12 protein-coding genes are annotated in these 13,869 nt (G+C 65.7%); 5 read left to right on the plus strand and 7 right to left on the minus strand.

All coding sequences use genetic code 11. From position 1 onward, the window contains the following. Positions 1 to 196: 196 nt before the first annotated feature. Positions 197 to 1,498, minus strand: a complete 1,302-nt coding sequence (gene gabT / locus ACH2CY_RS19825) for a 4-aminobutyrate--2-oxoglutarate transaminase (protein WP_395021120.1) — start codon at positions 1,496 to 1,498, stop codon at positions 197 to 199. Between the two features lie 346 nt (positions 1,499 to 1,844). Between gabT and ACH2CY_RS19830 the strand changes: the two genes are divergently transcribed. The 3 genes from ACH2CY_RS19830 to ACH2CY_RS19840 all read left to right on the plus strand — a co-directional run bounded on the left by ACH2CY_RS19830 (position 1,845) and on the right by ACH2CY_RS19840 (position 5,421). Next, a complete protein-coding gene (locus tag ACH2CY_RS19830; RefSeq protein ID WP_395021121.1) occupies positions 1,845 to 2,753 on the plus strand; it encodes a hydrogen peroxide-inducible genes activator in 909 nt (302 codons plus the stop codon). Positions 2,754 to 2,868: 115 nt separating this feature from the next. Then, the gene (locus ACH2CY_RS19835) at positions 2,869 to 3,504 is read left to right on the plus strand and encodes a hypothetical protein (protein ID WP_395021122.1); all 636 of its coding nucleotides are present in this window, start codon (positions 2,869 to 2,871) and stop codon (positions 3,502 to 3,504) included. Positions 3,505 to 3,543: 39 nt separating this feature from the next. After that, positions 3,544 to 5,421, plus strand: coding sequence for a sugar-transfer associated ATP-grasp domain-containing protein (locus ACH2CY_RS19840; protein WP_395021123.1), 1,878 nt, complete (start codon positions 3,544 to 3,546; stop codon positions 5,419 to 5,421). Here ACH2CY_RS19840 and ACH2CY_RS19845 read toward each other — a convergent pair. Beyond that, on the minus strand, positions 5,418 to 6,560 hold the full coding sequence (locus tag ACH2CY_RS19845; RefSeq protein WP_395021125.1) for a succinylglutamate desuccinylase/aspartoacylase family protein: 1,143 nt from the start codon (positions 6,558 to 6,560) through the stop codon (positions 5,418 to 5,420). The two genes, ACH2CY_RS19840 and ACH2CY_RS19845, sit on opposite strands and share 4 nt — an antisense overlap. Positions 6,561 to 6,753: 193 nt before the next feature. Here ACH2CY_RS19845 and ACH2CY_RS19850 point away from each other — a divergent pair, with 193 nt between their 5' ends. After that, positions 6,754 to 8,997 carry an ATP-dependent helicase gene (locus tag ACH2CY_RS19850; protein WP_395021126.1) on the plus strand — a complete coding sequence of 748 codons (2,244 nt, stop codon included), beginning with the start codon at positions 6,754 to 6,756 and terminating at the stop codon, positions 8,995 to 8,997. Between the two features lie 102 nt (positions 8,998 to 9,099). Here ACH2CY_RS19850 and ACH2CY_RS19855 read toward each other — a convergent pair whose 3' ends face one another. Then, positions 9,100 to 9,483, minus strand: coding sequence for an endonuclease domain-containing protein (locus tag ACH2CY_RS19855; RefSeq protein WP_395021127.1), 384 nt, complete (start codon positions 9,481 to 9,483; stop codon positions 9,100 to 9,102). A 105-nt stretch (positions 9,484 to 9,588) separates the two neighbouring features. Between ACH2CY_RS19855 and ACH2CY_RS19860 the strand changes: the two genes are divergently transcribed. Beyond that, entirely contained in the window at positions 9,589 to 10,308 is a 720-nt protein-coding gene (locus tag ACH2CY_RS19860; RefSeq protein WP_395021129.1) for a DNA-3-methyladenine glycosylase I, read from the plus strand. Here ACH2CY_RS19860 and ACH2CY_RS19865 read toward each other — a convergent pair. The 4 genes from ACH2CY_RS19865 to ACH2CY_RS19880 all read right to left on the minus strand — a co-directional run bounded on the left by ACH2CY_RS19865 (position 10,290) and on the right by ACH2CY_RS19880 (position 13,861). Further along, positions 10,290 to 10,637, minus strand: a complete 348-nt coding sequence (locus tag ACH2CY_RS19865) for a cupin domain-containing protein (RefSeq protein ID WP_395021130.1) — start codon at positions 10,635 to 10,637, stop codon at positions 10,290 to 10,292. The genes ACH2CY_RS19860 and ACH2CY_RS19865 overlap by 19 nt on opposite strands. Positions 10,638 to 10,642: 5 nt before the next feature. Further along, entirely contained in the window at positions 10,643 to 11,617 is a 975-nt protein-coding gene (locus ACH2CY_RS19870) for a tetratricopeptide repeat protein (protein WP_395021132.1), read from the minus strand. A 179-nt stretch (positions 11,618 to 11,796) separates the two neighbouring features. Then, positions 11,797 to 12,096, minus strand: a complete 300-nt coding sequence (locus ACH2CY_RS19875; RefSeq protein ID WP_395021133.1) for a hypothetical protein — start codon at positions 12,094 to 12,096, stop codon at positions 11,797 to 11,799. Between the two features lie 157 nt (positions 12,097 to 12,253). After that, entirely contained in the window at positions 12,254 to 13,861 is a 1,608-nt protein-coding gene (locus tag ACH2CY_RS19880; protein WP_395021134.1) for a 5-guanidino-2-oxopentanoate decarboxylase, read from the minus strand. Positions 13,862 to 13,869: the final 8 nt, after the last annotated feature.

Consider the following 13,869-nt stretch of genomic DNA (forward strand, 5'->3'; position numbering starts at 1 on the left):
GCGCTCAGGCTGCTCGTGCCCCCCTCCCTACCTCCCCCCTGAAGGGGGGAGGAGTGAGACCGAGCGCCTTCGTTAGCCAACCCCTTCCCCCTTCAGGGGGAAGGTCGGGATGGGGGTACGTGCAGCGGTGATGCCACAAAGAAAAAGCGCGCTGGAAGATCCAGCGCGCTCATACCGAAATCGAGCTGAGTTGGGATCAAGCCACCTTGGCGCTGGCTTCGATCGCCTGGCCGATGGTCTTCTCCAGGATGTCGAAGCCGGCTTCCAGCTGCTTCTCCGGGATGGTGAGCGGCATCAGGAAGCGGAGCACGTTGGCGTTGACGCCGCAGGAGAGCAGGACCAACCCGTTCTCCGCCGCCTTCGAGACCACCGCCTTGGTGAGGTCTGCGTCCGGCGCGCCGTCGCTTTTCACCATGTCGCAGGCGACCATGGCGCCGAGGCCCCGGATATCGCCGATCCGGTTGCCGAAGCTGTTCTTGCGCTTCATCTCGTTCAAGCGCTCCAGCATGCGCTTGCCGATCACATTGGCGCGCTCGACCAGGTTCTCTTCTTCCATCACGTCGATGACCGCGTTGGCCGCGGCGCAGCCGATCGGCGAGCCGGCATAGGTGCCGCCCAAGCCGCCCGGCGCCGGCGCGTCCATGATCTCGGCCTTGCCGCAGACCGCAGAGATCGGGAAACCGCCGGCCATCGACTTCGCCATGGTGACGAGGTCGGGCTCGATGCCGGAATGCTCGACCGCGAACATCTTGCCGGTGCGCGCGAACCCGGACTGGATCTCATCGACGATGAAGACGATCCCGTGCTTGGTGCAGATATCGCGGAGCGCCTTCATGAACTCGAACGGGACGATGTTGAAGCCGCCTTCGCCCTGCACCGGCTCGATGATGATGGCGGCGACGTTGTCCGGGCCGATATCGGCCTTGAAGATCGTCTCCAGATGCTTCAGCGCTGCGGCCCCGCCGTCCTTCAGGGTCGGGTCGGGGAAGGGCACGTGATAGACGTCGGTCGGGAAGGGGCCGAAGCCGATCTTGTAGGGCGCATATTTGCCGGTCAGTGCCATGCCCATGAGCGTCCGGCCGTGGAACGCGCCCGAGAAGGCGATGACACCGGCGCGCTTGGTATAGGCACGGGCGATCTTCACCGCGTTCTCGACGGCTTCCGCGCCGGTGGTCAAGAAGATGGTCTTCTTCGGCGTGCTGCCCGGGACCATCTTGTTGATGCGCTCGGCGAGGCGGATATAGGGCTCGTAGGGAGTGACCTGGAAGCAGGCATGGGTCAGCTGCTCGACCTGGGCCTTCACCGCGGCGATCACCTTGGGGTGGCAATGGCCGGTGTTCACGACCGCGATGCCGCCGGCGAAGTCGATGTATTTCTTGCCCTCTTCGTCGACGATCTCGGAATTGTTGGCGGACTTCGCATAGACCGCGAAGGCGTTCCCGACGCCGCGCGGCACGGCGGCGCCGCGCCGCTGATGCAGGCTGGCATTGGCTGACATGATGGATGGCCTCGTCTTGCTGTTGGGGTTGGAAGGGCGGGGGCTGCGGCCCCTTCTGCTCGGCGGCGACTATAGCAGCTTGGACCTGGGCTGCCATGGGGCCAGCCCGAAAAGCAAAGGGCCGCCCGGAGGTCAGCCCATCGACCTTTTTTCCCTCCGCAACACCGGAAGGTCACCGAGACCTTACATCATTGTGTGATTAATATCAAGTGGGCGCCAAGTCCCTGTAATTCTTGCGCCTGTTGAGCGAGCCGGGTCCTCGCTGCGCTGCAGCGATTCTTCTCGACCTTGCCCCATCGCCTTGATTGATTATATTTCCGATAAATAATCGATTGGATCGATCGCCATGTTTCTGCCCACCCTGAAGCAGCTGCGCTATCTGACCGCGCTCGACGAGCACAAGCATTTCGGCCGGGCAGCGGCCGCCTGCTTCGTCTCGCAATCGACCCTCTCCGCCGGCCTGCAGGAGTTGGAAACCCTGCTCGGCGCCAGCCTGGTCGAGCGCAGCAACCGCTCGGTGGTGTTCACCGCGCTCGGCCGCGACATCGCCGCCCGGGCGCGGATCGTGCTGCGCGAGGCCCAGGAACTGGCCGAGCTCGCCGCCGCCGCCAAGGAGCCGCTCTCGGGCGCGCTCCGGCTCGGTGTTATCCCGACCGTCAGCCCCTTCCTGCTGCCGAAGGTGCTGCCAAAGCTGCGCAAGATGCATCCGAAGCTGAAGCTCTATTTGACCGAGGACATGACCCAGCGGCTGGTCGACGACCTCCATGCCGGTGCGCTGGATTGCGTGCTGCTGGCGCTGCCGGTCGAAACCGGCGAGACCGAGGAGATGGTGCTGTTCGACGACCCGTTCGAGCTGGTCTGCCGCAAGGACGATCCCTTGGCGGCGAAGGCCAAGCTCACCACCGCAGACATCCAGCAGGCCCCGCTGCTGCTGCTGACCGACGGCCACTGCCTGCGCGACCACGCGCTCGATGCCTGCCACCTCGGGCGCCGCCCCGCCGGCACCGACGTCACCGCCACCAGCCTGCACACGCTGGTCGAAATGGCCGCCAACGGGCTGGGCGTGACCTTGCTGCCGGAGATGGCGCTGCAGGCCAAGCTCTTGAAAGGCTCAGAGCTGGTCGCGCGCCCCTTCGCCGGCGGCAAGCCCGGCCGCCGCATCGGCCTCATCTGGCGCAAGACCAGCGCCCGCGAGAAGGAGTTCCGCCTGCTCGGCCAGACGGTGAAGGACGCCTACCTGGCGGCGACGAAATGACGGCTTTGGCCGTCCCCCGTCGGCTCCGTCCGCGGCTTGTCAGCGAAATGACAGGTCGCACGGCTCTATTCGAGCGGCGGACGCTGTTGCTGCGGGAGGTAGTTGAGCGAGACAAATGGATCTCATCCGCGATCCGTTGCGCGCGATACAGGCGATCCTAATCACCTTGGTGCCGCTTACTTTCGTAGCTTTCATGGTCCTGGTCGCTGCGGCGCCTTTCAAGGACCACTGGGTGAACAATGTCTCCGGCGCAGTGGCGATGATAGGCTCGGCATTGGCGCATTGCCGCTTCTGGTCCAGCGGCACCAATCAACGGGCCGGCCTTTTCTGGCTTGCCGCGACGATTGGTTTCGCGGTTCTCGCGATCTCGCAATGGTATGAGTGGCGGATCGAGGCGGTCGAGCATGCCCTGCACATCGAGGACTTGGATGACGTCCTCCTCCTACTCATGATGCCGCCCACCATTCTGATCGGCCTTCGTGCCAAAGGGGTCGGGCTTATCGTCAAGGCGCTTCTCGTCATCGGGTTTGCCGCTCATGTGGTCTCAACCGGGATGGATATCCTCGACGATTGGGCAGCGTCCTATCTGCAGGGCGGGAGCCGGACGATGGAGATCGCCGTCGATTATTCGGAGCTGGCCTTCCTGCAGCTCTATCTCGCCGCGTTGACCTTGTTCGCGGCAACCGAGGTATTCAGCACCGGCTCAAGACCCGCGGATTCAAGGCCGCCGACCATAAGTGAAGCCAACTGACCCGAAACCTCTAACTGTGTCTCCGGAGCGATCAAGATCATGTACGTAGGGAATCTTCGCTGGGGCGTACCGTGCTTTCTCGGCGCCGCGATGCTCACGGCGCTCTACCTCGTGTTGAGCCCGGGCACGATGAAAGACTGGGTGCTGGATCCGCTGACCGGGCTGGTTTCCCTGGTGACGGTCCTGGCGGCCTGCTCGCAGGTGGCAAACGCAGCCTATGACCGCCGATCCAATCGAATCTGGCAGGCCGTCGTTTCGATCCTCCTCCTGATTGTCATCGCGCAGTTCTTCGATGTCCTCAGTGATACGCTGCAGAGGTTCGTGGGCACGGACGATTGCGACGACCTTCTGATTTTGGGCATTGCACCGCTCATGCTGGCGGTCACCGGCCGATTCAACCCGGCGCTCAGGCGCGCCAGGGCGGCGGTTTGGGCCGGCTTCCTCGTCCAGGTCGTGTCTGCAAGCGTCGATCTGTCGGGCGCTGACACGGACGGCGTCAGCAACACGGTCTTGGGTTGGGCCGTTCTGACCGACTTCACCGAGTTCGTCTCGGTGTCCTTCTATCTCATAGCGATCTCTCTCATTGTCATCGACACCGGTCGTGCGATCGGCGCGATCGAGATCTCGGCCGAGACGAAAGCCGCCGGAACCTACGCAGAGGGCCGGTCGATCAAGGCGCACGCCTACCCGCCGCCGTTTGTCTTCGGATGGTCGTTGCCGCCTGCGGACACCGCTGCGGGTCGTATCCATCGCCTTTGCAACCAGGCGCTCTGGCCCGCGGGAGACATGGTGGCCAGTGCCCGAAACCTTTGGCTGATCGTCACCTGGCCCGTGGTGGCGCTGGCGCGAGCGCTGAAGGAGACGAGCAAGCAGGGCGGCGAGATCGCCCTCAGGCATGGGAAGTCGACCCGGCAGCAGTTCTTCGAACAACTCGGGCTCGCACTGCGGCACCGCATTTCGCCCGGAAGCTATTACACCAACGAGTTGTTCCGCCCGGCACGCCAGCGTGATGCCGCGCACTATCTGCTGTGCTGGGAAGCGAATGAGGCCGTCTACAAGCTGCTTTCCCCGACTGGCGGCGACGTTCGAAGTGAGCCGGCGCCGCTCGGCAACAAGGTCGACTTCGCGAGACATTGCGAACGGCACAGGTTGCGCCATGTTCCGGTTCTGGCGATCTTCGAAGACGGATCATGCGTCGCGGGCGCCGAGCAGCTTCCTCCGCAAAGCCTGCTCCTGGAGGCCGTGGGGGGCGAGGCCGGCAACGGCAGCGAGCGGTGGCGCTACGCCGGCAATCATCGATATGTGAGCGATGACGCTATCGAAATGAGCGCGGACCAACTCCTTGAATACGTCAAGATGTTGTCGCACTCGATTCCCTATCTCGTGCGGCTGCTGCAGCACAATCACATTCTGATCAGCAGCATCTCCGCCTCGCCGCTGGCGACGATCCGCATCCTCACGGCGCGCACCGAGTCTGGCGGGTTCGAAGTGACCAATGCGGTCTTCCGCATGCCCGTCACGCCGGGGTCTGAGATCGACAATCGCCGCGTCGGCGACATCACGGCCTTGATCGATGTGCAGACCGGTCGGCTCGGCCCTGCGGCAGATCTTAGCGGGAACAGCGTGGCGATCTGGCACCTAGAACATCCCCTCGCCGGTGGGCGCATTGAAGGCTATCAACTGCCGATGTGGCCGGAGGCAAGAGATCTGGTGCTGCGGGCGCATCGCACCTACGGCGATCAGGCACTTATCGGGTGGGACGTCGCCCTGCTGCCGCAAGGGCCGACCCTGATCGCTGCAACCCGCGGGCCCGACGTCGACATCATCCAGCAGGCGAGCCGCACCGCGCTGGGCAAGACCAAACTCGGCGATCTCCTCGCGCATAACCTGGAGCGGCGCCTTCGCACCGGCCGTTAGTCCGACAGCAGCGCCCCCTTGCGATGCGCGAGGCTTTCCTTGCCGGCGATCATGGTGATGCCTTCGCCGGGCGCCACCAGCTTCTTCGAGCAGCGCGAGACCACGAGACCGTCGGCGACCGAGCGCATCTCGGTGCGGGCCTTGGCCTGGTCCTCGGCCAGGGGATCGATGATCTCGGCGATGAGGTCGCCCTTGCGCACCATGTCGCCGAGCTTCACGTGGTAGGCCAGGATGCCGGCCTTCGGCGCCCGCATGTAGTCGGCGCCGTCGAGCGGCGTCCCCTCGCAGAGCATCGTCGGCATCGGCCCGGGGTCGCCGGCGACGATCTTGCGGCGCTGCAGGAAGCGGTAAAGCGCCTTGCCGTCATGGGCGCCGAGGTCGTCGAACACGTCGAACTGGCCGCGGAACTCGACGGTGGAGGTGAGGACCGCGATCGGGATCGGGAATTTGTCGCCGAACTGGACCCGCAGCTTGTGGAAGGCGAGGTAGATCTGCTCCTCGAAGCTCTGGCCGCCGGAATCGGTCGCCAGGAACACCGCGCGCGAGCCGGTCTCGGCCGCGAGATCCTTGGCGCCCGGCCAATAGTCGTTGGTGGTGTAGATATGCATCAGCGCTTCGTCGTCGCAATGCATGTCGAGGATAATGTCGGCGTCGAAAGCCAGCCGGTAGAGCTCCAGCCGGAGCTTCGAGAACTCGGCTTCGGCCCGCATGTTGGCGAGGCGCCGGCCCATGGCTTCGCGGATCACCGCGACATTGCGGTCGGCGTCGCTGCCGAGCTTCGATTCCACCGCCTCGGTCAGCCCGTCGAACATGTCGGGCCAGTTGCGATTGAAGTTGCCGCCGCCGCGCAGCTCGGAGCGGCCGATATGGGTGCCGGCCACGTTCTGCGCCAGGCCGATCGGGTTGGCGACCGGCACGACGATGATTTCGCCGGTGATCTCGCCACGCTTCTCGGCTTCGTCGAGCAGGCGGATGAGGTGATGCGCCGCCATCATCGCCGGGATCTCGTCGGCATGGATCGAGGCCTGCAGATAGGCCTTGGGCCGAGCGCCGATCTTGCCGTAGCGGTGCACCAGGAGATGGCGTTCGGTGCCCGGGCTCATCGAGCCCAGGGAAATGCGTTCGATCTTCTTGGCCATCTTAACCCTGACAACAGTGTTCTTGTTTCGCGCCCAGCCCCGCGGCAGGCCGCATTTCACCGTGCGAAATATCGGAATTTCGGGATGCCGGAGGGAGCCGAAGTAGAGCCGAAGCGCGCTTTTGCTGTCAAGCCGAGCCGGGTGGCGCCAGCGGTGTTTGAGGGCGGCGGTGCACGCTGCTATAAGGCCCGGAATGAGCGATAGCAACGACTCCACCGAATCTTCCGCACCCTACCTGACCGGCTTGAACGCGCCGCAGCGCGACGCGGTGCTGACGACCGAGGGTCCCGTCCTCGTGCTCTCCGGCGCCGGCACCGGCAAGACCCGGGTCCTGACCACGCGGCTCTCGCACATCCTGATGACGCGCCTCGCCTGGCCGAGCCAGATCCTCGCCGTCACCTTCACCAACAAGGCGGCGAACGAGATGAAGGGCCGCATCAGTGCCATCCTCGGCCGTCCGGTCGAAGGCTGGTGGCTCGGCACCTTCCATTCGCTCGCCGCACGTATCCTGCGCATCCATGCCGAGCAGGTGGGCTTGAAGTCGAACTTCACCATCCTCGACACCGACGACCAGCTCCGCCTGGTGAAGCAGCTCATCCAGGCCGAGAATCTCGACAGCCAGAAATGGCCCTCGCGCGTGGTGCTCGGCATCATCGAGCGCTGGAAGGACCGTGGCCTCACCCCCGAGCGCGTGACGCGGGCCGAGCAGGCGGAGGTGGCGTCCGGCCGGATCCTCGACATCTATCGCGACTACCAGGCCCGGCTGGCGACCCTGAACGCCTGCGATTTCGGCGACCTGCTGCTGCACAACATCGAGCTCTTTCAGAAGCACCCTGAAGTGCTGGAGAAATATCAGCAGCAGTTCAAATACATCCTGGTCGACGAATACCAGGACACCAACGTCGCGCAGTATCTCTGGCTGCGCCTGCTGGCGCAGGGCCACCGCAATCTCTGCGTGGTTGGCGACGACGACCAGTCGGTCTATGGCTGGCGCGGCGCCGAGGTCGAGAACATCCTGAAGTTCGAACAGGACTTTGCGGGCGCCAAGGTGATCCGGCTCGAGCAGAACTACCGCTCGACCCCGCATATCCTCGCCGCCGCCTCCGGCCTCATCGCCAAGAACGCCGGGCGGCTCGGCAAGACGCTCTGGACCGAGCGCGCCGAGGGCGAGAAGGTGCGCCTCACCTCCGCCTGGGACGGCGAGGAGGAGGCGCGGCAGATCGGCGAGGAGATCGAGGCGCTGCAGCGTAAGGGCCACAGCCTGCGCGAGGTCGCGATCCTGGTCCGTGCCGGCTTCCAGACCCGCGAGTTCGAGGAGCGCTTCATCACCCTCGGCATTCCCTACCGGGTGATCGGCGGCCCGCGCTTCTACGAGCGGCTGGAGATCCGCGATGCGCTCGCCTATCTGCGCATCGTGAACCAGCCGGATGACGGCCTTGCCTTCGAGCGCATCGTCAACACGCCGCGCCGCGGCATCGGCGACAGCACCGTGCGCCGGCTGCACGACCTCGCCCGCGCGCAGAACATCTCGATCACCGAAGCCGCGCGCCGCATCGTCGAGACGGACGAGCTCAAGCCCGCGGCGCGCCGGTCGCTGGCCGGGCTGATGCAGGACCTCGCGCGCTGGCGCGGCCTCGCCGAGACCATGGACCACGGCGAGCTGGCCGAGATCGTGCTCGATGAATCCGGCTATACCGAGATGTGGAAACAGGACAAGTCGATCGAGGCGCCGGGCCGGCTCGAGAACCTCAAAGAGCTGATCCACGCCATGGAGGAGTTCGAGAATCTGGGCGGCTTCCTGGAGCATGTCTCGCTGGTGATGGAGAATGTGGAAGCGGGAGACCGCGACCAGCTCACCATCATGACCTTGCACGGCGCCAAGGGCCTGGAGTTCGACATCGTGTTTCTTCCCGGCTGGGAGGAGGGGCTGTTTCCCTCACAGCGGACGCTGGACGAGAACGGTCTCAAAGGGCTGGAGGAGGAGCGCCGTCTTGCCTATGTCGGCCTGACGCGGGCGCGCAAGATCGCCTATGTGAGCTTTGCCGCGAACCGCCGGGTGCATAATCAGTGGCAGAACGCCTTGCCCTCGCGCTTCCTCGCCGAGCTGCCGCCGGAGCATATCGAGCGCCGCGAGGACCAGACCTTCCACCGCGGCCAGAGCCGGATGTTCAGCACCGGCCTCTCCGAGGGCCGCTGGAGCGGCGCCTCCTACATGCAGCGCGCGGCGCGACGCGCGCCGCCGACCATCGAAGGCACGGCGGTGGTCGCCGCCGAAAGCCCCGGCCGCTATGCGAGCGGCGCCAAGGTGTTTCACCAGAAGTTCGGCTACGGCGCCGTGGTCAGCGCCGAGGGCGACAAGCTGGAGATCGACTTCGACAAGGCCGGCCGCAAGAAAGTCATGGCCGGCTTCGTCGTGCCCGCCCACGAGGCGGGATAAGAAACTCTCTCCCGTCTTCGGGGGAGTCGCCCTATCTAATCCCTCCCCCGTCTTCGGGGGAGGGTTGGGGAGGGGGTGCCGCAGACCGGCTGCCTTCCGATCCTAGAGTTCAATCTTCGGCGCCTTCGGCGCCCGCACGATCGTCTCCAGGACGCCATCGATATTGTCGAAGACTGCGTTGTTCCAAAAGCGGAGTACCCGGTAACCGTTCGCTTCAAGCCAAGCGCGGCGCTTCAGTTCGTACTCCGTGATTTCGGCATGCTGGCCGCCATCGAGTTCGATGACGAGACGTTCCTTCAGGCAGCAGAAGTCAGCGATGTATGATTTAAGCTCGACCTGCTTGCGGAACTGATGCTCGGAGAGCTGGCGGCGACGGATGCGGTACCAGAGGCGCTTCTCGGCCTCGGTCATGTTCTTGCGGAGGCGTCGCGCCGCTTCGCGCGTCGCCGGGCCGGTTCTTATCTGGAAAGGCTTGTCTTGCCTCACGTGTGTCTCCCACCGAGTCTGGGGCACCCCCACCCCAACCCTCCCCCGAAGACGGGGGAGGGAGTAGTCTAGCGGCGTCACATCGACTCAATCAAATCGGGAAGAATGAAGCTACGCTCCTTCGAGAAGATCTTCGAGCTTGCTGCCGAACGCAAGGGCGGCGCCGCGAGCCTCAGCCGCATCCTGGCCGAGACCAGGCCCCGCCCGCCGCGCGCCGTTGCCGGGCTCGGCGACGACCGCGTGCTCGCGGCGATGACCCGCACGGTCTTTGCCGGCGGGTTCGGCTGGCACATCATCGACGGCAAATGGCCGGGCTTCGAGGCGGCGTTCGGTGGTTTCGACCCGCATACCTGCGCCTTCCTGAACGACGATCAGCTCGACGCCCTGATGCGCGACCGCCGCATCATCCGCAGCCCGCAGAAGATCACCGGCGTGCCGAAGAACGCACGCTTCGTGCTCGACCTCGCCGCCGAGCATGGCAGCGCGGCGCGCTTTTTCGCGCCCTGGCCCGACGAGAGCGTGATCGATCTCATCGCCATCATCCGCCAGCGCGGGGTCGGCTTCGGCTTCGAGAATGCGGCGCGCTTCCTGCGCGCGATCGGCAAGCCCGCCTTCATCAACTCGCCCGACGTGCTGGCGGCGCTGGTGCGCGAAGGCGTGCTGGAGCGGCCCTCATCCGGCAAGAAAGCGCTGGCGCAGATCCAGGCCGCGCTCAACCACTGGTCGAGGGAGAGCGGCCACGACCTCACCACGCTGAGCCGTGTGCTGGCGATGAGCGGCGGCCGCTTGCCGCCGCCGCAGCGCGGCTACTTGAGCAGGATGTAGACCTTGCGCACGGTCTCCTGGATGTCCCAGATGCCCATGCTCATGGCCGGGAAGTAGAGCGTGTCGCCGGCCGCGATCTCGATGCGCTGGCCGTCGTCGGCGGTGAAGGTGCAGCGGCCGGCGAGGATATGGGTGAACTCGGCCTCCTTGACCTGCCGCCGCCAGCGCCCGGGCGAGCATTCCCAGATGCCGCAATCCGGCTCGCCTTCGCGGGTGCCGGCCTTGCCGCGCAGCCTGGCGATCACCTCGCCGAAGGGCTCCTTCACCGGCCCCCAGTCTTCGAGATTGGCGGACGGAATCTGCGCCGGCTGCTTGATGTGATGGATCATGATGCTCAGAACTCGGGAACGGGATCGACGGGATCGACGGGATCGGCGGGCGGCACGACGGGCGGCGGGATGGGCGATGGTTCCACCTGCGTCGGCGCGGCCGACGGCGTGGTCGCCGGCATCGTGGTCGTGGGCAGCTTCGGCTTCGTCGCTGTCGGCAAGGTCGAAGTCGGGGTGGTCGTCGCCGGCAGGGTCGTCACCGGCCGGGGTGCCGCCGGCAGGGAGGGTTGCAGCTCCATTTCCGGCAGTTTCGGCGCGCTGCTCGCCGGCGCCGTGGTGACCGGCGGGCTGGTTGGTGGCGCCGTCATCAGCGGCACCGAAGTGATCGGCGCGGTGTCCGGCGGGACGTTCTGCAGCGGATCTACCGCGTCGGTCGATGCCGGCGCGGTGATCGAGACGCTGTCCGGCAGGTGATCGATCGATTCCGCCTCGTTGGGCTGCACCGACGCGCTCTCCGGCTGCAGCAGCAGGCTCTCGGCCTTGGCGAAGGCGATGTCGTCCTTGGTCAGCGTCTTTCCGATCTCGTCGCGGACCTGCTTCACCTTTGCCAGGGCCTGCTTGTCGCTCATGTACTGGGCGGCGAGGTTCAGCCAGACGAAGGCCTCGCGCCGGTCCTTGGCGACGCCCTGGCCGCCGAGATACATGACCGAGAGTCCGACCATGGAATCCGCGTAGCCCTGCCGCGCCGAGGCGCGATACCACTTCAACGCCTTGGCGTAGTCGTTCGCGCCGACATAGCCGTAGTGATAAAAGCCGGCCAATTCGTATTGGGCTTGCGGGTCGCCCTCGGTGGCGAGCGGGATCAGGATCTTCAGCGCGTCGAACTGCCGGTCTTCGGCGACCAGCTTCTTCACCGTGTTCATGTCCGGCGGCGGGTCCGAAGAGCAGGCGGCGAGGTTGAAGGCGAGGAGCAGCGCCGCCAGAACCGGCAGGCATCTGCCGAGGCGGGAGCTCGCTGGAAGCGGGAGCGATCGAATCATATGACGCCGAATCCGTTGCGCGACTGCAAAAGCCCACCGATCCCCGGATCCGCTGGGAATCCCGGGTCGCGACAGGTCGCGCACTATCCCCTTGCCCACCCCGCGGCGTCAATCCACGGTGGGCCTGAAATCCAGAAAAGCGTTAGAAATCAGACAGGTCGGTGAGACCGGTCACGATCTCAGTTCTTCTGGTCCCGGAAATTGAACTCGCCGTTCCGAACGCTCTTGGCGAGGTCGTCGACGAACTCCGCGGTGGTATCCGCGCCGTGTTTGCGGACCAGGGCGAACAGGGCGGCCGAAATCGACATCGTGCCGACCACGTCGAACTCGATGCCGCGGCTGCCCGCGTCTTCCCAGAACTTGTTGAACATGTCGAAGCACAGCTTGCGCTGCTCTTCGTTGCTGAGCGGCTCATCCTCGATGTCGAGCCGCCGCGCGAGGGCGGTGTCCATAGCCATCTCCTTCGGTTCTTTGGCCATGTATCCCTCCGCAATGCCCGTGCCAGCGCCGACCCACTACGGATGGGGGCGTGACTCGGATTCAGCGCCCGAAAAGGTAAAATTCAGTTAAGGAGTCCGGCGCTTTTGGCCGCGGCAAACTGTCAGTCGGAATCTTTTGCCGCCTCAGCCACCAACCTCAGGCCAGAAAGGCCGAATCCTCGCGCACCTCGATCAGGGTCGGGCCCTTGGCGATGAAAGCCTCGCGCAGGACCGCCTCGACCCCCTTGAGGCTGTCCGGCCGGACATGGCCGATGCCATAGGCTCGGGCGAGGGTCTGGAAATCCGGGTTCTTCTGCTTCACCGCGATCTCGGGAATGCCGACATCGCGCATGTTCTGGGCGATCTGGCCGAAGGCATCGTTGTTCCAGATCAGGATCGGCAGCGGCAGGCCGAGTTCCGCGGCGGTGCCGAGCTCCTGCACCGTGAACAGGAAGCCGCCGTCGCCGCAGACCGCGACCACGGCGCGGTCGGGGCAGGCGATCTTGGCGCCGATCGCCGCCGGCATGGCATAGCCCAATGTGCCGAAGCCGCAGGGGTGGAACCAGCAACGCGGTTCCTCGCAGGCGAAATAGGGATTGGCGGTATAGGCGATCTGGGTCATGTCGCTGACCACGATGCCGTCCTTGGGCAGCGCGGCGCGCAAGGCGGCCAGCACCTTCATATGCTTGCGCTGGAGTGGCGTCAGGCCGTCCTGCACCGCCCGGCGCACGGCGGCGATCCTGTCGCTGTCTGGCTTGCGGCCCGGCTTGATCAGGCCGGTCAGCGCTTCCAGCGTCGCGCCGGCATCGGCCTCGATGGCGACGGTGGGCTTATAGTCGCGGGTCAGGGTGAAGGGGTCGAGATCGATGCGGATGATCTTCCCCGGGATCTCCAGGCGATCGACCCAACTGTCGGTCTCGGAAAGCTCGGTGCCGACCGCGACCACGACATCCGCCTCCTTCAGTACCTGCTGGACCGGCTCGGCCAGCAAGGCGGAGGGCAAGGCCTGCGGATGCGAGGCGGCGATGACGCCCTTACCCGCGGTCGTGGTGACTCCCAGGGCACCGGACTTCTCCAGGAAGGCGCGCACCGCCGGCGCGCAATCGACCGTGCCGCCACCGACCAGCAGCAGCGGCTGCGTGGCACCGTCGATCAGCTTGGCGGCGGCTGCGAGATCGGCCGGCTTCGCTTGCGGCCGCGGCGCCCGCACCCGCTGTGGATGGCCGACATCGGCCGGGGCGCTCAGCACGTCCAGTGGAAATTCCAGCACCACCGGGCGCGGCCGCTTGGCGTCGAAGACCGCGAAGGCATCGGCGACCGCCTTGGCCATCTCCTGGTCGGTCATGACCGTGCGGGTGAAGGCGGTCATTGGCGCGATCGCGGCGCGCTGGTCGGTGATCTCGTGCAGCCGTCCGCGGCCCTTGCCGAGGTCGGGCTTGGCGTTGACGCTGCAGAGCACCAGGACCGGCACGGAATCCGAGAAGGCCTGGCCAAGCGGGGTCGCCGCGTTCAGCAGGCCGGGCCCGGTGATCAGGCAGCAGACCCCGGGCTTGCCGGAGGCGCGGGCATAGCCGTCGGCGATGAACCCGGCGCCCTGCTCATGGCGCACGCCGACATGGCGCATCCGCCGGTCGGCGATGCCGCGGTAGAACTCCAGCGTATGGACGCCGGGGATGCCGAACACGGTATCGACGCCGTAGGTCTCCAGCAGGCTGATGATGGCGTGGCCGCCCAGCTGGTTGACCAGGGTGTGTTGTGCAGTCATGTGCGATT

This window comes from Dongia sp. (genome assembly GCF_041905885.1).
Classification (GTDB): Bacteria; Pseudomonadota; Alphaproteobacteria; order Dongiales; family Dongiaceae; genus Dongia.